Source organism: Psychrobium sp. nBUS_13 (assembly GCF_051201665.1).
In the GTDB taxonomy this organism is placed as follows: Bacteria; Pseudomonadota; Gammaproteobacteria; order Enterobacterales; family Psychrobiaceae; genus Psychrobium.
The window spans coordinates 528,451-551,419 of the sequence record NZ_CP179210.1; the positions used below are offsets into that span (position 1 = coordinate 528,451).

The 22,969-nt window shown below is 38.2% G+C and carries 12 protein-coding genes and 1 other RNA gene; 11 read left to right on the top strand and 2 right to left on the bottom strand.

Annotation, left to right across the window (positions count from 1 at the left end; translation table 11 throughout):
• Nucleotides 1–8 precede the first annotated feature (8 nt).
• Nucleotides 9–1,859, bottom strand: coding sequence for a penicillin-binding protein activator (locus tag ACMAZF_RS02455; RefSeq protein ID WP_435275911.1), 1,851 nt, complete (start codon nt 1,857–1,859; stop codon nt 9–11).
• 135 nt (nt 1,860–1,994) lie between these two features.
• Between ACMAZF_RS02455 and rsmI the strand changes: the two genes are divergently transcribed.
• Complete coding sequence (gene rsmI, locus ACMAZF_RS02460) at nt 1,995–2,837, top strand: 16S rRNA (cytidine(1402)-2'-O)-methyltransferase (RefSeq protein ID WP_435275912.1); 843 nt, start codon at nt 1,995–1,997, stop codon at nt 2,835–2,837.
• Here the strand turns inward: rsmI and ACMAZF_RS02465 are convergent.
• Nucleotides 2,834–3,178, bottom strand: a complete 345-nt coding sequence (locus tag ACMAZF_RS02465) for a DUF3802 family protein (RefSeq protein ID WP_435275913.1) — start codon at nt 3,176–3,178, stop codon at nt 2,834–2,836. The genes rsmI and ACMAZF_RS02465 overlap by 4 nt on opposite strands.
• A gap of 125 nt (nt 3,179–3,303) precedes the next feature.
• Here ACMAZF_RS02465 and rnpB point away from each other — a divergent pair.
• The 10 genes from rnpB (at nt 3,304) to ACMAZF_RS02515 (ending at nt 22,954) form a co-directional block, all read left to right on the top strand.
• Nucleotides 3,304–3,688, top strand: an RNA gene (gene rnpB, locus ACMAZF_RS02470) — RNase P RNA component class A.
• A 326-nt stretch (nt 3,689–4,014) separates the two neighbouring features.
• Entirely contained in the window at nt 4,015–10,476 is a 6,462-nt protein-coding gene (locus ACMAZF_RS02475; RefSeq protein ID WP_435275914.1) for an RHS repeat-associated core domain-containing protein, read from the top strand.
• 10 nt (nt 10,477–10,486) lie between these two features.
• Nucleotides 10,487–14,947: an immunoglobulin-like domain-containing protein gene (locus ACMAZF_RS02480; RefSeq protein ID WP_435275915.1), complete on the top strand. Its 4,461-nt coding sequence runs from the start codon at nt 10,487–10,489 to the stop codon at nt 14,945–14,947.
• A gap of 378 nt (nt 14,948–15,325) precedes the next feature.
• Entirely contained in the window at nt 15,326–16,129 is an 804-nt protein-coding gene (locus tag ACMAZF_RS02485; RefSeq protein ID WP_435275916.1) for a PAS domain-containing protein, read from the top strand.
• A 17-nt stretch (nt 16,130–16,146) separates the two neighbouring features.
• Nucleotides 16,147–17,391, top strand: coding sequence for an EAL domain-containing protein (locus ACMAZF_RS02490; protein ID WP_435277161.1), 1,245 nt, complete (start codon nt 16,147–16,149; stop codon nt 17,389–17,391).
• A gap of 208 nt (nt 17,392–17,599) precedes the next feature.
• Nucleotides 17,600–18,451 carry a hypothetical protein gene (locus ACMAZF_RS02495; RefSeq protein ID WP_435275917.1) on the top strand — a complete coding sequence of 284 codons (852 nt, stop codon included), beginning with the start codon at nt 17,600–17,602 and terminating at the stop codon, nt 18,449–18,451.
• A gap of 32 nt (nt 18,452–18,483) precedes the next feature.
• On the top strand, nt 18,484–19,962 hold the full coding sequence (locus ACMAZF_RS02500) for a glycosyltransferase (RefSeq protein ID WP_435275918.1): 1,479 nt from the start codon (nt 18,484–18,486) through the stop codon (nt 19,960–19,962).
• 2 nt (nt 19,963–19,964) lie between these two features.
• Nucleotides 19,965–21,353 carry a hypothetical protein gene (locus ACMAZF_RS02505; RefSeq protein WP_435275919.1) on the top strand — a complete coding sequence of 463 codons (1,389 nt, stop codon included), beginning with the start codon at nt 19,965–19,967 and terminating at the stop codon, nt 21,351–21,353.
• A 25-nt stretch (nt 21,354–21,378) separates the two neighbouring features.
• Nucleotides 21,379–22,131, top strand: coding sequence for a glycosyltransferase family 2 protein (locus ACMAZF_RS02510; protein WP_435275920.1), 753 nt, complete (start codon nt 21,379–21,381; stop codon nt 22,129–22,131).
• Complete coding sequence (locus tag ACMAZF_RS02515; protein ID WP_435275921.1) at nt 22,124–22,954, top strand: DUF547 domain-containing protein; 831 nt, start codon at nt 22,124–22,126, stop codon at nt 22,952–22,954. Before ACMAZF_RS02510 ends, ACMAZF_RS02515 begins: the two co-directional genes overlap by 8 nt.
• The last annotated feature ends 15 nt before the right edge of the window (nt 22,955–22,969 follow it).

Genomic DNA, 22,969 nt, shown 5'->3' on the forward strand with positions numbered 1-22,969 from the left:
TTTAGTCTCTATTGAATTTTCTTGAGGCGTCCGCGTTGGAATTGTGCCCATGACATTTCACGATGAATTTTACTTTGTTCATCTAAATTCAGCTGACCGCTAAGCCCTTGTAAGCGGTATTCTGGAAAAAGCCTCATTTGAGCCAGGCGCTCAATTAAACCGTAAGCATCATGCCCCATTGCAAATAGTCGTAATTGGCTTTGTTTCATTTTAGGCCACAGACGTTTGATTTTTGATGGCGACAGTTCATTGTCGGTTGATAATAACCAAGGGATTTCGCTAATTGTTAGTTGATTTAAGTGAGTTAAGCCTGAGTCAGTCATGCGATATGCGTTACCACTTGAACCTACAAAAACTGGTACTTGGTTGGCATAAGCGCTGACTGTAACTTCAACCGATGGCATCAACATTGAAGTTTGTTTTGGGTTAGCGACTAGATATACCGCATCAATATCTCGGCGAGAGTGAGTCTCTGCCTCCATTTTATTGCCAACAAGGTAGCGTATTGTATTGATCCGTTTTTGCGATTTATCTGTTTCGAACAGACGCTCAATTGTTGCTTTGAGTTCACTGTCCTTTTTGAAAAAGATGACTTCAACATCTTCTGCGCCAAAATCCCCCTCATGAAGCTCTTGCCATTGTTGAGAGAAAAGCGCCGAAATTTGATGGCCGCGAACATTGTCAGGCGCAACAACAACTGGATGAGTTTTTCCTAATTGATAAATGTACTTAGCACCTTGTAATGCTTCACTTTCTTTGTCTAAGGAAAAGAAAAATTGATTTGGCGCGGCGCTCGCATCTCTTGGAGTATTCAAAAACAGTGTCGGTATCGTGCTTTCAATAGCGACGACTTGCTCAACATTACTTTTTAAGAGCGGCCCAATAATGAATTCACTTTCAGTGTCTATCGCTTGTTGGTAAGCGGCGACAGCACCGACGTCATGACTGTCAATTAACTGGATCTCTTGTTCGCTATTTTGTGCCATTAAGTTACTCAAAATGCCATTTTGAACAGCTTGTCCAATGCGTTCATAACGTCCCGATAGCGGTAAAATAACACTTATTTTTTTCGGTGTATAAGGAATGACATTTGCCGCTGCAACCAAGCGTTCTGGAATATGATTACTTAATGCATGAGTAGGGTATTGCGTTCCCCATTGCATGAGTTGTTGTTGCAATGATTCAGGCGACTGAAGGGCATTTTTTCCGATAATTGCCAGTGCTAACCATCCTGACTGTTCAATTGATGTGGCAGTGGTTAGTAAGGATTCTAATTCTTCAATGGGTAGCAGTTGATATTCTTGCCAAATTGTTTGGCGCAGCGTAGCTTTCAATGATTCCTCTTGCGCTAAGGATAATGCATCAATTAAATCATTTGCCGCTAAAGCTGGTTGCTGATTTTGAGTAAGGAAATTGGCACGCTGCTGATAAAGAGTAACTAGGCGATTTTCGGAAACTTGCCAACTTGATGATGGTGATAAAGTGGCAATGGCTAATGATAAATCGTCTGCATAGGCAAAACGTAAACTTTGTAACAGTTGCAGCTCTAAGCGGTGATCATCATTTAGCATGCTATTACTTGGCAATAAACCAAGGTAGTTATCCGCGGCATCTAATTGACCATTATTAAGCGCTGAACGCAGCGCTAGTAGATAATAAGCTTGCTGCTGTATGCCAGAAGACTTTATTGCCTTATCAGCGTAATAGTCATGAGTTTGTGTTGCTTGGCCAAGTGAAATTGCATTTGTTGCTTTGGGATTCTTTGTTGATGGAGTAGAACCACATCCCCATAAGATAAGGCTAATTGCGGCAATACAAATTAGTTGTTTGCAGTCTTTGCCGAAGGAAAGTTTAAACACAATATTTCTCTCTGTTACAATAGTCGGTTAAGTGTATAACAAACTGTCATTAATAGTTTAATTAATACCAATTAGCGTCAAAAGATGACGTTAATTATTTTACTGAGTATAAGACAGCAATCAATGAGGAAGTTCATGGAATTATCCAGCGCTACATTATATATCGTGCCAACCCCAATTGGGAACATGGCCGATATTACCCTACGAGCCTTAACGGTTCTCGAACAAGTCGATTTAATTTGTGCTGAAGATACTCGCCATACTGGAAAACTACTTGCCCATCATAGTATTTCCACTCAAACGTTATCGGTACACGATCATAATGAACGTGCACGCGTTCAGACATTAGTAACAAAGCTAGAAAAAGGGCAATCAATCGCCTTAGTCTCTGATGCTGGAACACCATTAATTAGTGATCCTGGATATCATTTGGTAAATGGCATAAGAGACGCTGGCTTTAAAGTTGTGCCTCTGCCTGGTGCGTGTGCGGCGATTACAGCATTGAGCGCTGCGGGCGTTGCCACCGATCGTTTTTGTTTTGAAGGTTTTTTAGTGGCTAAATCAGCAGGGCGACAAGCGCAGCTGCATAAACTAAAGAGCGAGCCTCGTACCATGGTATTTTACGAATCACCGCGCCGAGTGGTGGATACGGTTAGTGATATTGTGGAAGTTTTCGGCAGCGATCGAAAAATCGTACTAGCACGTGAAATAACTAAAACGTTCGAAACCATTTATGGTGCACCTGCCCAAAAGTTACTAGAGTGGTTAAAGAGCGATGATAATAATCAACGCGGTGAAATGGTTGTTATGGTTACTGGATTTAAGGCTGATGAAGATACGATAGCACCAGAAGTTATTGATGCCTTAAAGTTACTAGCTAGTGAACTACCATTAAAAAAAGCAGCGGCCATGGTGGCTAAACTATATGGCGGAAAGAAGAATGCCCTGTATAAAACAGGGCTTGAATTAGGACTTTAAACTGGCTCTAATTGCGCGTCAAACAAGTTTTTAAGTAATCCCGCAAAGTCAGTGATAAATGCGCGCTGGCTTTCGGTGATCTTATTGTGGATATTTTGTCCTAACACTTCATATAAATCATCAAGTGCCTTATCAAACTCTTCGACAATATAAATTTTTTCTTGTGGAATGAGTCCTTTGTTTTGTTCAAATAGTAAAGACATTTGTTCTACCATTTGATACCGAACATATAAACGAATGGTCATCGGTTGATGACCTTCTGATTCTGTTGGGCTAAAAACTGCTATTTTTTCACATAGATACTCGATTAGCGATGAGTACCCCTCACTTTGTATAACCATGTTAGATCCCAATGTCATGTAGCATTTTGTAATATCAAACCATAATGTGATCAAAGATCACACCAATAAATCTAATTTTATCAAATTCTATGAATTTTTAAATGCTTGCCGTATAATCCGCGCCGGGAGTTGGTCAGGCAATCGCTGCGTTAACATTAAGTTTAACGGGGAGGAAAGTCCGGGCTCCAACGAGCAGGGTGCCAGATAACATCTGGGGGGCGCAAGCCCACGACAAGTGCAGCAGAGAGAAGACCGCCGATGGCGCTTTCTATTTATAGAAGGGGCACAGGTAAGGCTGAAAGGGTGCGGTAAGAGCGCACCGGGCGACTGGTAACAGTTCGTTGCAGGGTAAACTCCACCCGGAGCAAGACCAAATAGGGTTTCACTACTTTTCGAAGTTAAGGCGCGGCTCGCGTTGAAACCGGGTAGGTTGCTTGAGCCTGTGAGCAATTGCAGGCCTAGACGAATGATTGTCCACGACAAAACCCGGCTTATCGACCAACTCCCACATTTTAGTAACCGCTTGTATTTTCAAATTTTTATCTAAAATCCACTTAATTTCAAATCTTTAAAATGAAATCTGACACACGGATTGGTACACGGTTTCCTTTTTACCCCAAATTATGAAGGCTATGAAGGCTATGAAGGCTATTACGGGTAACAAATACCTTTATCTTCGTAAAAAGTGGTTTTATTTTCAGATGTGTAGTGGCATAGTGATTTTAGGCCACCTAATTAGAGGACATTATGTTTGATTCATAGCAGTATTAGGTGAAGATAGTGGCTAAGAAGTCACGTAAAAATTTCAGACAAGAATAATGGAATGGTAGGTGTGCATGGAAAATACTAATTTAACAAAAGCTATATTCAATATATCGTCTTTTCTTTTATTGCTTTTAATATCCTTCTCTCCCTATGCAAGTATTGATATATCATTATCTAATTCATCTCTATCTAAAGAAATTTGTACTGATACTACAGTAGAAAGCTATATTTCTGATATTATTTCAAGTGGTACATTTACTGTTGCTGAAACAACAACAGGTACTGCTCATATGAGGTTATATTATCCTTCTAATGTTAATCATTCATTGTTGAAAGGTCAGTTATATCTCTACCTTTCAAATGGAAACAAACTTGAACAAAACTCCCCTAAAACTTTAAACAGTTCGGCTAGATATTTATCTCATACTAAAACTAATATTTCTGATAATACATATTATGTTAAAGCAGCTATTGTATTAGAAAGTGACACAAGTAAAGGTTGTGTGCTTAACAGTAGTAACTTCACCATAACCACAGTTCCAACGATATTATCTACCTCTGTCAGCCCTGAATCAGCCGAAGCTGGCAGCACCTTTACTTTTTATAGTAACCTTTCACGTTCATTACCATCAGGTTATAGCATGAAAGTAGATTTTGGTGCTGGTAATAAAACCATGTCTAATTATTCAGGTAATTCATTTCGCTATAGTGCAACAGCTAATACCGTAGGTAATAACAGAAATTTTACCGTTAGTTTATTGGACGCTTCTGGGGCAGTTGTAGCAAGTCGAAATAATAGTTATACAGTTACTGAACCGCCAGAAACTCAGTATGCCCCAAACTTAAGTATTTCTTCAGCCAGTAGCAGTGTTTCTCAAGATAGCTCTTATTGTATTTCGCTTGCTGCAACAGACTTAAATGATAATTTAAAACAAGTAGAGGTTAATTGGGGGGATGGCTCATCACTTTCAGTCTATAGCTACTCTTCAAATACAGGAAGTTACACCAAATCACTATGTCATACTTATAATAATTCGGGTAGTTACACATGGACAGCAAGGGTTTTAGACCATACAAGTAAAGAAGATAATGTCCAAAAAAGTATAACTGTTAATTCAATTATTCCTTCAATCTCTAATGTTTATGCTAACCCAACATCAGCAGAATCAGGCAGTAATTTTACATTTTATGCTGATTTAACAAAAACACTCCCTTCAGGATATCAAGTAACGGTTAATTTTGGTCATAATGATGAAGTAATGAGCTTATCTAGCGATAATACGTACAGTTATACAGGCATTGCCAATACCGTCGGAGTTGATAGAAATTTTACTGTGCGATTACTTAACGCTTCATCAGAAGTTGAAAGCTCACAAAGTGGCACTTACACCGTTACAGAGCCTGCTGGCGAACAGTTCAGCCCTGTATTAACCATTGTTTCCGCCGATAATGAAGCCGTGTTAAATGAGCAATATTGTGTATCACTAAATGCGACAGATCAAAATGACAATCTTCGCCAAGTTTTTATCAATTGGGGCGATGATCCTAACAACGTGCCTGACACTCACTCTTATGCCAGTAATATAGGTGACTCTACCGATCAACTATGCAATAACTACACTCGAGCGGGGTCTTATGAGTGGAGCGCAACTGTTTGGGATCATACTGATAGGTCAGATAATGTCACTAAAGTTATTTCTGTGCCAGAAGACCCAATGCCAGTTATTACAGTTGTTAATCAACCTGCAGCTTCTGGTTCAACCTTAACGGCAACCGTTAACACTAACGATAATAACAATGTAACACGTACCTCTTTTACTATTTTTGAATTAAATGGTGCTAATTCTATTGATATCAGTTCATCAGTTTCTGTTATCTCGCCAAGTGGAGCCACTTATAATAATTCAGCTAATTCTTGGGGCTATGATCCTGTAAATGCAGATACTACAACTAACTGGCAAATTGATATATCTAATTTACCTGACGGAAATTATGAAATTGAATTTTATGCAGCAGACGGTGTAAATGCTTCTGTAAGTAATTCTGGTAAATATAGCTTTACTCGTTCTTCCGCTGCACTGCCAAGTTTTGTTTCTAATGTCGTTATTGAAGATAGTGGTATAAATATCGGTGTAGATTATAAATTTTCAGTTGAACTATCAGAGCCATTACCCAATGGTTACGGAGTGTTTATTAATTTCGATGATCAACAGGGTGAGTGGTTTGTCCAAAATACTCCCGGTGGTCATATGGAGCTAGAAGCACAAACTGACAATATCTATTCTGTAGAGTACTCGTTAGTTAAACCGGGATTACGTTCAGTACGTGCTGGAATATTTGATCTACAAGGTGATAGTGACCCAAGCAATGATATTTTATTAGTAGGCTATACCGACTTTACTACGTGTACTCTAGCTAGTTGCTTTACCGAGCTTACTAAAGTTAATAGCTATGGCGATCCTGCGATTATTGGTAATGGTAGTCAGTTATTCAAACAAGTGGACGTTGCCAGTGGTAACTATCACTTAAGCTCGACTGATATAGCTGTATCTGGGAAAGGTCCATCATTTAACTTTATTCGTTCATACAATTCATTATCTGAACCTGGAAAACAATGGAGTTTCAACTATCAAGTTAAAGCTGAGTTTGTCACGGGAACATTTAATCGTGAATTGGTTATTTCCCCTAAAGAAGACGGTCATAGTCAACATTATTTTAAAGACATGGATCAGAAGTGGTATGCCTTTAATGCTGGAAACTTTGATCGGTTAATTGAAAATAGTGATGGCAGCTTTACTCTCTATACTCAAGGTAACCGTTTATATAACTTTACTGATCCAACAAGTACCGAGGCTGGTCGCTTACTAAGTATTGGAGATCGTTTGGGTAATACACTTACGCTAAATTACTCTGATAACAACTTAACTGGCTTAACTGATGCTAATAACCGCAGTTACACAATTACCCGTGATTCTAATAATCGAATTCAACGGGTGACTGATTTCACAGGCCGTTATATTGAATACACTTATGATGCCAATAGCATGATCACCGCGGTACGTAATATGCGCGGTAATAGTTATTCATACACTTATGTAGGTACAACAGGTGATGCACGTTATCAACTTGCCTCAATAAAGGATCCAAGAACTAAGTTACAACTCAGCATGAGCTACGATAGTAATAAGCGAGTTGCAAGTATAACTAATGGTTTAAATCAACAAACTAATTTCACTTATGGTAAGGAAGATGGTCAACAAGCTACAGGAATAGAGCAACCTAGTGTTGATGGCTTAAATCATAATGTTGGTTTTATTTTAGATAATGATAGAACCAGGGTACTAGAACGTTTAGATGCGCAAAACTTTGGTGATTATAAAACTAAACAAACCTATAAAAGCGTTACAAGTCGCTATAAATTAGCCGAACAAGCGTTGGTTACAAGCTCAGTTGACCCCAAAAATAATACTACCGTTATCAGTTATACAAGTGATGGTGCAGGTAACCCCAACCAGATTACCGATGCGTTAAATCGTCAAACAAATGCGACGTATAGTACGGTAGCAAATCAAATTAACTTAACGCCAATTGACTCGGTACAGCAAGCAGGTGTTGCCACATCAATGCGTTATCGTTCATTTATCGAAACAGGGCAACCCAGCACAATCATTGATCCTAGGAATTTTACCACAACAAATTCGTTTGATAGCAATGGTTGGCTAACACAAACAACAGATGCAGAAGGTAACATCACTCGCTTTACATATGATGAGTTCGGCAACAACACTCAAATTGTAGATGCCCTTAGTAACCAAATAAACAAAACTTATGACGGCTTAGGTAGGGTATTAACAGAAAGCTCTCCTTTAGGATTGTTAACATCTTACACCTATGATGAAAACAGTAATGTGCTGTCCCGCACAGAGAAAGGCGGAAGTTTATCTGGCGATAACTATACCTATGTTACTCAATACGGCTATGATGCATCAGACAATTTAACCTACCACATAGACCCTAGAGGTAATCGCACAGATTACGTTTATGACGATCTAAATCGTAAAGTTAAAGAAAATTACACTGTTGCTGACACTCGATATAGCCGAAGTTTTGCTTACGATGCGATGTCGCGTTTAATGACGGTTACTAATGAACGTAACCAAATCAGCAAAACACATTATACCAATCGTAGTCAGGTGAAATATAAAGTAAACCCTTTAAATAAAACGGTAGTAACTTATAGCTATGATGATAATGGTAATGTTACCACAGTAACTGATGCAGAAAATCGTACCGTTACCACAAGTTATGACGCACTTAACCGTAAAATACGCGTTGAAGACGACAACGGTAATTATCAAACATGGGGCTATAATCCCGCAGGGCAAGTAGCAAGCTATCGTGATAGCCGAGGCGAAATAACAAGTTACGAATACGATGCTACAGGTAATTTAACTAAATTAACCGATCCCTCTGGAGGCATAACCCGATCAACTTACGATGGTAACGGCAATCTGCTAACCGTTACTGACCCAAATAATCATACGACTGCCTACACCTACGATGCGTTAAATAGAGTGTTAACTCGTAAAGACCATAGCGGTCACACATGGAGTTTTACCTACGATGAAAATGGTAATGTTTTTGATGAAATCATGCCAACGGGGGAACGCATAAATCGTCAATACGACGAATCAAACCGAGTGAGAATGTTGACCGAGTTTAATGCAAGTAATGGTGTTGTTAGACAGGTGACGTATACTTACGATGAAAACAGCAATATTCTCTCTAAAACGTCATCAGGTAATACCATCAGCTATGGTTACGATGAACTAAATCGTGTTAATAGCGTCACCAACCAATTTGGACAAACCATCGGCTACACCTACGATAGCGTAGGTAATTTAACCCAACTGATTTACCCTAACAATAAAACCGTAAATTATAGCTATGACGATGCTGACCAATTAGTAAGCATTACCGACTGGCTTAATAAAACCACGACTTATATTCGTAATGATGCGGGACAACCAACTCAAGTTATATTGGGTAACGGCACCAAAGCTACTTATCAATACGACATAGCGGGTCGATTAATCAACCTGCAAAATAAAAAATCGGATAACAGCATTATATCAAGTCACGCCATGACCCTAGACGGTGGCGGCAACATAACAAAAGCTACTGTTAGCTTACCTTTGGCTCCAACCTTGCCTACCAGCAAGAATAATATGACTTATGACGATAATAATCGCATATTGTCAGGAGCGGGTAACACATATACTCATGACGACTCAGGGCGTATTACCGAACAAGACAAAAGCGGGGTTAAAAAGGTCTATAACTTTGATGTTAATGACAAATTACTCTCTATTACTCAAGGTGGCAAGACCTTAAGTAGCTACCAATACGATCAAAATAATAACCGTATTAGCCAAACACAAAATGGCATAGAAACTCGTTATATTCTCGATGAAAATCGTGAACTAGCGAATGTATTGGCAGAAACCAATGCTGCTGGCATTATTTCTCAATACTATATTTATGGTGATGGCTTAGTTTCAAGTATTGATGCTGCCAACAATAGTCATTATTACCACTTTGATCCAACGGGCCACACCCTCGCATTAACCGATGAAAATGGGCGTGTAAGCGATAAGTATGCTTACACACCTTACGGCTTAACTACTTCTCAAGGCTCAACTCATAATCCATTTAAATATGTAGGGCGTTATGGTGTGATGGACGATTCCAATGGCCTGCATTATATGAGAGCGCGGTATTACAAGGAGGATATTAAGCGGTTTATCAGCTTGGATGCCATGGTGGGCAGTATGCAAACACCACAAACTCTTAACCGTTATGCCTATGTGTTGGGCAATCCTGTGATGGGGATTGACCCTAGTGGAAAATACTTCGAGTACGGCTCTAAGGGGTATAAGGTCTTAAGTAAAGTTGAGTTATTTGGAAAGCACTGGATAAAAAACACAAAGGATTTTGGTGTACATCTGAAAAATGAAACCGTGGATACGGCTAACGCTATAGGCCGTGTAGCTAAAGATATCGGTGTCGTTTATATATATGAACCCGCAAATAATACGGTTATTGCTTGTAAGAAAAAGTTGGATGGAATGGCTTTTAAAACAATTAATTGCTTAGGTGCAGGAATGACAAACGTAGCAGGTGCAGGATTGGATGTACTTAATCCAGCTACTGCTGTTAAAGCTGCATTACGTGAGCCGATACGAAATATAGCAGGTGATGATGTACTATTTGAAAAAGAGCTTATTTCTGTTGCTGATGGAGTTCTTATGTTAATGAGTATAAAGGATGCTCCAAAAAATTTAAAAAATGCTCGTCGTGGAATAGATAGCGCCAACAAAGCAATAAAAACAATATCAGCAAAAATAGACAAAAGGGGCTTAGTTATGAGTAAACATAACAAGCATTATCATATAAGCAAGTATTTAGAGACACTGACTAGCGTTGTTCAAACTTTTGAAAAAGCAATTGAAATTAATAATTTCAACAAATAGGAGAGCTGGGATGAAGTATTTATTTTTTTTATTATTTTTCAGTGTATTCTCAACGCATCTATTTGCTTCAGATTATACCTATGACTCACTATCTCGATTAACTCAAGTTACCTACGATAATGGCACCAGTATTAGCTATCAATACGATGCCGCAGGTAATTTATTATCTGTAACAACGGTTGATAATACTGACACAGATGGCGATGGCATCACTGATAATGATGATGTCGACGATGACAATGACAATATTCCAGATGAAGTGGAAAAGTCATATGGCTTAAACCCCTTAGACGCTACCGATGCCAATGGTGATTTAGATAACGATGGATTAATTAATCTTGAAGAATATAATTTAGGAACTTCTTTAAGTAATGAAGATACTGATGGTGATGGTTCACTTGATGGGGTAGACCCAGCACCGCTAGATAACATGGTATCGTTAACTCTGGGAGACATTAATTTTGCTGATACGAATTTAGAAGCATGTCTGTATGAAGGCTACCAGTCTTCAACCAAACTTAATCAAATTACTGATTTAAACTGTTTTGGAAAAGGCATCGAAGACTTATCTGGGCTAGAAAACTTAACGTCGTTATATAGTATCTCTATTATGAGAAATAACGTCAGTGATTTATCACCTATATTACAACTAATTGAATTGCGTCATTTGTATTTATCTGAAAATAATATTGCTGACTTTTCTCAGATAGAGAGCTTGCCCTTATTAACGGCTTTATATATTAATGAAAACAATATAAGCGATTTGTCATTTTTAGCTCCTTTGACAGCACTAGACACGTTAAATATTGCTAATAACCCGATCCAAAATATTGAAGTTTTGAGTTCGTTTTCATCATTACAATGGTTAGATGTTACAAATACACATATTACTGATATATCTCCATTAAAGAATTTAAGTAAATTAAGCTACTTAGAAATAAATACTCAAAACATTACAAATAAGGAGTTACTAGGCAATATTACTTCTTTAGAAACGTTAATATTATGGAACTCTGAATTAATTGATATTACCTTTTTATCCTTTTTAAATAATTTAACATATTTAAATTTAACGAATAATCAGATCATTGATATAACACCTTTAGCCAATTTAATAGAATTGAATAAATTAGATATATCAAGTAACAACGTAAAGGACATCACTGCAATACTTGCATGGTTCGAGTTACCAGACGAGCTCTACCTATCTGGTAATCCAATAGGATGTGAGCAACATAGCCAGTTGTTAAATAAAATAACAGCTCAAGGAATTCAATATTCACTAGATGATTGTGTTATTCCTGACACTATATTACCTATCATTACCTTAATAGGTGAATCGGATATTATGCTAGGTGTAGGTGAGGTTTATACTGATTCGGGCGCGACAGCGATAGATAATGTTGATGGTGATATATCTACTAATATTCAAGTTACAGGCGAAGTAGATACGAATAGTGTAGGCTCTTACACTTTAACATATAACGTGAGTGATGAAGCAGGTAATGCGGCTATGACTGTGACAAGAACAGTAAGTGTTGTTGACAAAACACGACCTCTTATTACCTTAATAGGTGAGGCGGATATCACGTTAGGTGTAGGTGAGGTTTATATTGATTCAGGCGCAACAGCAATAGATAATGTTGACGGCAATATTTCTACCAATATTCAAGTTACGGGCGAAGTAGATACGTATAACGTAGGCTCTTACACTTTAACATATAATGTGAGTGATGAGGCAGGCAACGAAGCTATATCTGTGACAAGAACAGTAAGTGTTATTGACAATATGCCTCCAGTGCTTTCTGTCCCTTCTAATATTGTCGTTTTTGTTAATGAATTAAGCGAAGCTGTAATATCACATGTAAAAATCCAATCGTTTTTATCTTCGGCTAGTGCCATTGATAATGTGGATGGCAATATTGAGTTAATAACTCACAATGCCCCTCAACATTTTTCAGAAGGCACCACTACAGTAACGTTTAGTGCTAAAGATAAAGCTAATAGAATTAGTGAAGCACAAGCTACTATTACAATTAGCTTGGAGCCAGATACCGAAGCCCCAACATTTGATGAAATAGCTCCTATAACCGTTGAAGCAACTGCTGAATTAACAGATATAGAATTACCAATTCCAACATTTACTGATCAATTTCCAGAGCAAGTTGTTATAACTGCTGATAAACATGGGGGATTTCCTTTAGGTGAAACAGTTATCACATGGTCTGCAACTGACAGTTCTAATAATACTTCTATAGCAACACAAACTATTATTGTAGAAGATACAACAGCACCTGAATTTGATGCCAACCTTCCAATACAAACAATTAACGCCGCAGGATTGAATACTTTAGTTATGGAAAGTTTACTCAATGTACCACAAGCATTTGATCTTGTTGATGGGGACGTTGACGTCACTTTAGCTCAAGAATATTCACTTAAATCAGGTGTAAATGAAGTCACTTGGAAAGCTAAAGATAATTCCGGCAATGAAGTTTTTGTTAATCAGCAGCTTCATATAAACCCAAATGTTGAATTTTCAGTTGATGTATATGCCGAAGCAGGAGGTAATGCAACTGTGGCAGTGCATTTAAGTGGTAATGCCGCGACTTACCCAGTTGTTGTGTCATACCAAGTAGGAGGAACAGCTTTATCAGGTGGTCATAGCATATCAAATGGAAAATTAATTATTGAACAAGGAACAACAGCGTCATTACCTATCAATGTATATGATAATGGGACTTTAATGGCTGGTGATGAAATTGAACTTTTACTAACACAAGCTACGAATGCGGTTATTGGTGAAAAAGATCAGATTATTGTAACAGTTATTGATAATAATGAGGCTCCTATGGTGAGTTTGGTTGCTACACAGTCAGGACAGCAAAGTAATGTTGTTTTTAATGATGATGGCAATGTAACTATCTTTGCAGAGCTTACTGATTTGAACCAAGAAGATATAGTGAGTGGTCATCGTTTTCATTGGGCAGCTTCAAACTCTAATATTAATGACTTGGATAGTGATGATAATACTTTTACCTTTGATCCACGTTTAGTATCAGCAGGTAGTTATAATATTGAGTTAACAGTTACAGAAAACCGAGATAACCAGCCATTATCGAGTTCAATAGATATTAGTTTGATTGTTAAAGACTCAAATGTTATTTTAGAAGATACTATAGACTCTGATGGAGATGGTATTTCAGATAAAAAAGAAGGTACAGGTGATAGTGATAATGATGGTATTGCAGACTATTTAGATAATGATAGTAATACTAGTCGATTGCCTATTGCGGATGATAATGAACCTTTGCAGACCTTAGCTGGTTATACTTTGAGTGTTGGTCAAGAAATTATATCTAGTGAGGGGGGGCGAGTAGAAAACGCATCACTTACTTTTGAACAGTTAACTATTAATCATGAAGAAGCTGATAATACTGAAGATATTGATTATAAACCAGTTTCATATCCTGTTGACTTTGAAGTTAAAGGGTTAAGCCGTACTGGAGAGCCAGTACCTGTCGTCATTCCTTTACCCGACGGTGCTGTAGTAACTGAAAATTCTGTTTATAGAAAATATAGTGAAGAACTAGGCTGGCATAATTTTGTGGGGGATACTAGTGGTAATACGATATCTTCCACGGTTAAGGTTAATGGAAATTGCCCTTCACCTTTAAGTGAATTATATTCTGATGGGTTAACTGTAGGTGATGAATGTGTTCGTGTAATACTTGTTGACGGTGGTGTGTACGATACTGATGGTAGTCCGAATGGTCAAGTAAGGGATCCTGGTTATATTGCAACACGAAATTCACCTCCAATCATTATTGTTGAAAATACAGATATAACAGTTGATGAAAATAGTGATTTTAAACTTGATGCAAGCGAGTCATATGATCCTGAGAATGATAGTATAACTTTCAACTGGCAGCAGCTATCTGGCACTAATATATTAAATAATGATAATAAGTCATCGATTGAGTTAACTGCGCCAAATGTTATTGAAAATGAAGAATTAGTTTTTGAAGTATCAGTTTCAGATGGTGGGAGTATCATTTCTAAACAACAAGTAATGGTTAACGTTATTTTTGTTAATGAGTTACCAGAGCTAAAAGTGTCAGCTTCTAGTTATACTGTGAATGAAGGTGCTCAAGTTACCTTAAGAGCGACGGCTACTGATGTAGATGATCAAACTATCAACTATAACTGGAAACAAATATCAGGAGCTACAGCTACCTTAAGTTCACTTACAAGTAGTGAAATAAAAGTTACTATGCCTGATATTAAAGAAGATATGATTTTAACTTTTGAGGTTATAGTCGGTGACGGCGTTGAACAGGTTACACAACAAGTTAGTATTGATGTTAAAGCTAAGAAAGACGACTCCGGTGGCTCTATGGGATGCATACTCTATTTTATTTTTTTGTTAATGTTTACCCGTAGAAGAAAACTATTATCTTATTTGAGCTGACTTACGCGCTGACTCGAAAATTTTTAGTAGCTGCCTACATCAGTGGGCAGCCTCCTAAAACACTCCTACATATCTTTTCAGAAGAACAATTGGAGTCTTTAATAAAAACAATATGTTAAATACTTTTCCAAGTAAACTTATCGACCAACTCCCACATTTTCTTTTTATGAGAACACTTGGTTGCACTTACGTCTAAAGTGTTAAAAAACTATTCTTAAAATTTTCAGGACAGATTCAAATACTGTCATTATTGATACCGTTCAATTTCAACTTAGCTACAGAAATTATAAAATATACATTGCGGAGTTTTTTCAGCAGGATGCTAAACTTTCTTAGAGTTAGTATCAGACATTAGCTGATTTATCGTAGGTATAAGCATTGAGTAGCAAATCAGACATTAAATTTACAAACCTGAGCGAATATATTGCGTCCGCTGCTTATGAGCGCGCGGCTATCCCCATATTTGTATTGGCTAAAGATAGAATTTTAGATTGTAACCCTGCTGCCGTCTCTTATATGGGACTTTCCCAAAAATCACAATGTATTTCGATTCATCCAGCTAAATTTGCCCCTGAATATCAACCAGATGGTCAAAGTTCGGTGGCTAAAGCGGCGCACTATCGAGAAGAGTGCTACGCCAACGGTCATGCAGAATTCTTTTGGACCCATAGCAACAAAGTCGACGGACTCAGTGAGTCATATGTCCGATTGCTAGACATATCTATCCAAAGTAAAAGCATGGTACTAGCGACTATTATCGATATTAAGGCGCTTCAAGATGAAATAGGCCGTGACGTTGAGTCAAATCGTGCTATTGATTCGGTGAATTATAGTTTACTTAATGAACATAAAAAGGTAATCGACTTTAGCTCAATCGTTTCAAAAACTGATGCTGCTGGACGAATTATTTATGCCAATAAGAAGTTTTGCGATATCTCGGGTTATGAGATGGATGAACTTTTAGGTCGAAATCATAGTGTCATCAATCATTCAGATGTCCCAAAAACGTTGTTTAATGAACTATGGCGTACCATTAAATCGGGAAAAATTTGGCAAGGTGTTATTCAAACCGTAAGAAAAATGGTGATAGTTATTTCGTTGATTCCACCATTAGCCCAATATTTAATACTGATGGCGAAATTATTGAATATATTGCCATTCGCAACGATATTACGAGCCTAATTGAAAAAGAAAAGGTCATTGTATTTCAAAATACGGATCGTCAATCCAAACTACCAAATAAGACTAAGTTATATAGCGATCTAAAAAATGCATTGGCGGTCAAAGTTGCTGTGTTAGATGTGTATGAACTTGAAGCAATTAATCAGATTACTAATAAGCAACAATTTACTGATTTACTCAGGGAGATTGTGAGTCACTTACGTTCATTAGTGACCCGAGACTTAACCCTGTACCGTACGGGGGAATATCAATTTACGCTAGTATCGAGTATGCATAATAGCATTGACAGCTATGCTGATTTTTGTAAAAAAATAGCTAATCGATTCGAAGAGACAAGTTTCTTTTGCCAAAACAAAGCAAGAAACCTATCGTTATTTATGGGGATTGCAGAGAATTTCGATGGCTTGGATCCCTACATTAACGCTAGTCATGCCATCAAGTTAGCGGAAGGAAGCTGCGAAAAAATTAACGTGTATAAGCCACAACGTAAGTTATTAAAGGCTATTGAAGATTCTGTAGATTGGACTCAAAGCATTAAGCACGCATTACACTGTGATGGATTTACGATATTTGGTCAAAAAATCTTTGATAAAGATAAGGGGGTATATTCGACGGAAGTGCTTATGCGTCATCACGATCATGATAGTGATATATTTACGTCGCCTTATTTCTTTTTAGATTACGCATGCAAAGCAAAGCTCTATAACAAACTAACTCAGTTGGTATTTGAAAAAGCATTCTCTATATTTTCCAAGAGTGATGATCGGTTCTCACTTAATGTCACGTATATGGATATTTGTGATGTCGTTACCATGGGATTATTGACGCAGTTATTAGAGCAATATCAATGTGGTTATCGCGTTACTATTGAACTGGTTGAGTCTGACAGTTTGGATATTGATAGTGAGCATTTCAAAAGCTTTTTGGAGTTAATTAAACGCTTTAATTGTCAGTTAGCCATTGATGATTTTGGCAGTGGTTATTCAAATTTTAATTATCTTACTCAAATTCCAGTCGATATTGTAAAAATTGATGGCTCACTAATCCAAGATATTGATACGAATCAGCGTCACTTTGTTACTGTTAAAGCCATTGTTGAAATATGCCATGCCCTTGAAGTAAAAGTTGTGGCTGAGTATGTGGCCAGTGAAGCAATTTACAAAACCCTGTGTTCACTCAATGTTGAATATTTTCAAGGGTACCTATTTGACAAGCCAAGCCCACTTCAAAAAATTAAAGCCCCCAGTAATACACCTGCTTAATTGATTTTTAAACTTTTCTAATTAAACTCCGAAATTTTTGAAATAAATCTCACGTTACTTAGGTCTTATTGGGCGTTAAGTAATTTCTAACAGATTTATCACAAAACATTAACGTTTAAGTTAAGACGTATTAATACGCTTGTGTTTTTAACGACAAAAATCTAGTTTGAAACAATCCAACTACTAAAAATAAACTCGAGTGAGCACAATGAAAAATTCAACGTTAGGAAATATTCAAGGTTCAATGGTTAAGATTTCGGCATCAGCGATTGCTGTGTCAGCCATGTTATTAACAGCTAATGCCAATGCTGGCGCCTGGGTCGGTAAGAAAGGGTCTGGTTATACGAAATTAGGTTTTGCCACCTATAAAGCAGAAGATTATCATGGCTCGAATCCAACCTTTGTTGATTTTGAAAGCAATAGTGTGTCGTTGTATGCAGAATACGGATTAGGGAAAAAGTTTTCTCTATATGGCTCATTATTGAATCAATCGTATGATCAAAATGATACATCCCTCGGAAAAAGTAGTGCTAGTGGTTTTGGCGATGCAGAAATAGGATTGAAATACCAATGGCAAGCGGATCCATTTGTTGTTTCAACCTCATTTTTAATTAAATCTCCGTTTTTATATGATGCTGAAGATGGTTTGGGCAACGATCAAACAGACTATGAAGCTAAGGTATTAATCGGAAAAAGCTTAAATGAATATGGTTATTTCGGTGCTGAATTTGGTTATCGATTGCGCCAAGGCGATCCTTCTGATGAGTATCGTTACCTTTTAGAATATGGTTTTAGTGCCAATGAAAATTTGTATTTTAGAACGAAGTTAGACGGTATCTTAAGTGCTGAAAACTCTGATGCCACGACTGTTAGCACGGGAAATTTATCCAATCCATTTGAGTTTGATTCTGGAAAATTAGAATTAACTGCAGGTTGGAGCTTTGATAAGAACAGTTCGTTAAAGGGATATGGCGTCGAATTCACTTACACCAACGAAATCTATGGCGACAATATCCTAAAAGGTGATAGGTTTGAGATTGGTTTTACCAAAGTTTTTTAAAATAGGTTGTTAACGTAATGTCGGTGTTAAGTATGTCAATCATAGCAATACATTTTGTATTGCTTTTGATTTTATGTTTGTTTGGTTTACATCGTTTATCGATGGTATTTCGCTGGTTTCGCTATCGTAAATTTCAGCCGAAGCAGCCTAAATTATTTGAACAGTTACCTCGAGTAACAGTGCAAATTCCTCTGTATAACGAACGTATGGTAGCGCAGCGGATTGTTGATTCGATTGTGAAATTGGAATATCCACATGACCGTTTACAAATTCAAATCGTTGATGATTCTAATGACGATACCTGTGAGTTAATTGCTGAGCGAGTTAAGTTTTACCAACAGCAAGGCATTGATATTGAGCATGTACAACGTGTTAATCGACAAGGGTTTAAAGCCGGTGCGCTTAAAGACGCAATGGATACTGCAACGGGGGAATTCATTGCTATTTTTGACGCGGATTTTATTCCGCATCCTAATACCTTGCTTGATAGTATTCATTATTTCACCCAAAAAGATGTGGCGATGGTGCAATTGCGCTGGGAACATTTGAATCGTCGAAGTAGCTTACTGACTAAAACGCAGGCAATTATGTTAGATGCGCACTTTAGCCTTGAGCAGCAAGTGCGCAGCGCGACAGGAATGTTGTTTAACTTTAATGGTACCGCGGGTATTTGGCGCACATCTGCCATTATCGATGCAGGGCATTGGAGTGCTGATACGCTGACGGAAGATCTCGATTTGAGTTACCGTGCTCAGCTCAAAGGCTGGAAAATGATTTATTTGAATCACATTCCTTGCCCCGGTGAGTTACCTGCCGACATGAATGCTTTCAAGACCCAACAATATCGTTGGGCAAAGGGTGGTGTTCAGGTCATGCTTAAGATGTTGCCGACCGTTTGGCGGGCTAAAATCCCATTCACTAAAAAGATTGAATCAACGTTTCACCTGTCGAATAATCTAGCTTATTTTGTCATGTTAATAGACACATTATTCTTCTTAGTGCCAAGTTTATTGTTACGTGATAAATATGACTTTTTAAATATTTGGTGGGTAGATATTCCACTGCTTATTTTGTCTTCGGGTGGCCATCTTGTTTACCTCTATTGGGGACAAATTGCCCTCAAGCGCAATAAAAGTCGTGCACTGGTTAAGGTGCCGAATTTAGTCATGCTTGGTATTCAGCTGGCTATCAATAATTCAAAAGCTGGTCTTGAAGCGTTATTAAGACGAGAAAGCGAGTTTGTTCGCACACCTAAAACTGGCGAGTTACAAGATAATGTGACACCTGAAAAAGCAGCGAGTCTTGTGCCTGAGTCAATAAAACGCTACAAGGCGGTTGCCCCTAAAGGCGCTATTTTCGAATTTGTTATTGCTGGAGTTTATGCAGTGGTACTGGTGTGGGCCATCAATCATCAACATTGGTTTATGTTGCCATTTTTATTGTTATTAACCGTTGGTTTTGTCACGGCGGCGTTACATAGCTTTTATCACCACTATCAATTATCAAAATAGCGATGATTTCTTGGTCTTGGCTTTTTACGCGCACGCCTAACAGCGCATTGTTTTATAGCAGTGCCGTTAGCGTCTTGCTATTAGCCTTGGCCAGTTACTATTTAGCTGCTGTTACACAAGTAAAACCAGCATTCTATATTGGCTATTACACGATGGCGCAATACTCATTGATGGGCATTGCAATGTTGCTTGCATGGAAAAGTGCTCCAGAAGCGATAGGTTTCAAAGATATTAAATGGCTGTTGTTAGTAGCCGTATTAGCAAGAGTATTGCTAATTGATGCTGGATCTTACGCGTCAAATGATGTCGATCGCTATTTGTTTGATGGGCGGATCGCCGTTGAAGGGCTTGACCCCTATCGAGTGAGTCATGATGCGCCGCAATTACAAAGTTTACGAGAACAGTGGCAACCACCAAGCGAGCATGCGAAATATGTAACCTTGTATCCGCCATTAGCGCTTGCGCTGTTTTCTGCCGCGGCGTCTTTTGGTCATGAACATGCATTATTAGTATGGAAGCTAATCATTCTATCCGCCAGTTTAGGTACGTTGTTTATAGGCGCTAGAGTATTAGCCCATGCTGGAAAGCTGCAACATTTATCACTAATAGCTTTTTCACCACTACTCATTCTTGAAGCAAATATTGGTTTGCATATTGACGCCATTTCTTGCTTGGCAGTGGTCTCGGCCATTTATTTATGGCAGCGACAGCAGGTGTTTTTAACGGGAATTGTTATTGGTTTAGGTGCCGTGATTAAAGTTGTGCCTATTATGTTGGTGTTACCGTTGTTATTTACGATGCCTAATATAAAGCTGGCAATTAAATTAGTGGTTGGTGTGCTAATTAGTGTGGTTACCGTTTACGGGGTAACTTTAAGTTTTGGCCTGCACCCTGTTGGTAGCATTGGTGTATTTTTTGAAAAATGGCGATTTGCTGCGCCATTATTTGTCGCTTTGGATCAAGTTTTTTCAGGTTATCAAATATTCATTGTGATGCTCTGTTTCGCTAGCGTTGTCTCTTTAGCAATTGCTGGTTGGTTATGGCTACAGCGCGGCGAAATACTTACCAAGCAAACGTTGGTATTTAGTTGTGCTCAATTAGCATTGGCGATTCCACTGCTGATTAGCCCGGTGATATTTCCTTGGTACCTAATGCCGCTCATTCCCTTACTCGCGTTAGCACCAAATAGATATTTAGTGGCTTGGACGTTATTGATGCCATTGACTTACGAAGTACTTAACGGCTTTTTAAGCGAACGGTTGTGGCAGCCAGCGGATTGGCCTGTTTGGTTAGTGGGTATTGTTCAAGTATTAGCGGCGATTGCACTCGTTCATTATGTTTATCGACATAAGCAACATAAATCACTCATTATTAGTGATGTAAAAGCTTAATATGTCGAAATTATTGAGGTAGAAAATGTATAAAGGTCAGTCTGTTGTCGCGATAATTCCAGCACTTAATGAAGAGCTTGCTATTAAGAAAGTAGTGAGTCAGTTGGTGGCATTATCGTTTGATGACAAACAAGTTGTTGATGAAGTTATTGTTTGCGATAACGGCTCGACGGATAGCACAGCACAGGTTGCTGCTGAAGAAGGGGCGGTTGTTGTTCGTCAAGATATTCCTGGTTATGGTATTGCCTGTTTAACAGCGATGGAGCGTTTACCCAATTGCGATATTGTGTTGTTTGTTGATGGTGATGATTCATGTTTTATTGAGCAAGCATTGCCAATGCTAGACGGTGTTGTTAATGGCGTTGACTTGGCGATTGGTTCACGGACGTTAGGGCATATTGAAAAAGGTGCGTTGACAGGACCACAGCTATTTGGAAATTGGTTGTCTAGTTATCTAATTACCTTGTTTTGGGGCCAAGAAATTACTGATTTAGGGCCCTTTAGAGCCATGCGTCGTCAGTCTCTTATGGCGATTGAAATGAATGATAAAACGTTCGGCTGGACAGTAGAAATGCAAGTGAAAGCCATCATTTGTGGCATGCAGGTTAACGAATATAGCGTCGATTCCAAAGTGCGGATCGGTGAATCAAAAATCAGTGGTACCTTATCTGGCTCTGTTAAAGCAGGCATTGGTATTTTGTCGATGATTGGTAAGCTTTATTTACGAAAACGCCGGATTGTGAAACATTACTTAAGCTACGGGATAAGTAATGAGTAAGCTAAAGATAGTTATTTTTGTCGCGGCTTTGGTTATTGCTGTGCTAGCTGCGAAAGTCTTTTCTCTTTATCAGGCTATTAGCCCTAACCCCATTGTATCTTGGCAAGTCAGTAATGAGAGTAATGAGCGTGTAATTGACCATCGATTATGGGGAGAGATCCTCGGTGATTATCTCAGTGAAAACCAAAGCAGTGGTGTGCGGGAGTTTGATTATGCTGCTGTTTCTGCCACTGATAGAACCAAGCTTGAAAATTATTTAGCGTATCTTCAAACAATAGATCCTCGAGACTATAACAAACTAGAGCAAATAGCTTATTGGGGCAATTTATATAACGCCCTTACTATTGATTTGATTTTAAAACATTACCCGTTAGATTCCATTAAAGAAATTGGTGATGGTATTACCGGGCCGTGGAATATGACGTTAATAAACGTTGCGAACACACCGCTTACTTTGAATCAAATTGAACATGGAATTTTGCGAGGTATTTTCAAGGATAAGCGCATTCACTATGTCATTAATTGTGCCAGTATTGGTTGTCCAGATTTACCGGCTATTCCATTAACAGGTAACAATATTGAGCAACAACTGGAGTCAGGAGCCTTTCGCTTTATTAATCAAGATAAAGGCATGCGTTTCAATGATAACAAGCTGACCTTATCGAATATCTACAGTTGGTTTTCAGTAGATTTTGGTGAAAATGAATTGGAATTATTACGTCACTTGAGTCAATACGCGACACCGAAAAGACAAGAAAAACTGCGCAATTTCAATGGTGATATAGATTTTGATTATAGCTGGAAATTAAATCAGCCGAACTAGGGTCTATATATCCAA

Excerpts from the sequence above, each read along its gene's own strand:
- rsmI (WP_435275912.1), top strand. The coding sequence starts at position 1,995 with ATGGAATTATCCAGCGCTACATTATATATCGTGCCAACCCCAATTGGG.
- ACMAZF_RS02465 (WP_435275913.1), bottom strand. The coding sequence starts at position 3,178 with ATGGTTATACAAAGTGAGGGGTACTCATCGCTAATCGAGTATCTATGT.
- ACMAZF_RS02475 (WP_435275914.1), top strand. The coding sequence starts at position 4,015 with ATGGAAAATACTAATTTAACAAAAGCTATATTCAATATATCGTCTTTT.
- ACMAZF_RS02480 (WP_435275915.1), top strand. The coding sequence starts at position 10,487 with ATGAAGTATTTATTTTTTTTATTATTTTTCAGTGTATTCTCAACGCAT.
- ACMAZF_RS02495 (WP_435275917.1), top strand. The coding sequence starts at position 17,600 with ATGAAAAATTCAACGTTAGGAAATATTCAAGGTTCAATGGTTAAGATT.
- ACMAZF_RS02500 (WP_435275918.1), top strand. The coding sequence starts at position 18,484 with ATGTCAATCATAGCAATACATTTTGTATTGCTTTTGATTTTATGTTTG.
- ACMAZF_RS02505 (WP_435275919.1), top strand. The coding sequence starts at position 19,965 with ATGATTTCTTGGTCTTGGCTTTTTACGCGCACGCCTAACAGCGCATTG.
- ACMAZF_RS02510 (WP_435275920.1), top strand. The coding sequence starts at position 21,379 with ATGTATAAAGGTCAGTCTGTTGTCGCGATAATTCCAGCACTTAATGAA.
- ACMAZF_RS02515 (WP_435275921.1), top strand. The coding sequence starts at position 22,124 with ATGAGTAAGCTAAAGATAGTTATTTTTGTCGCGGCTTTGGTTATTGCT.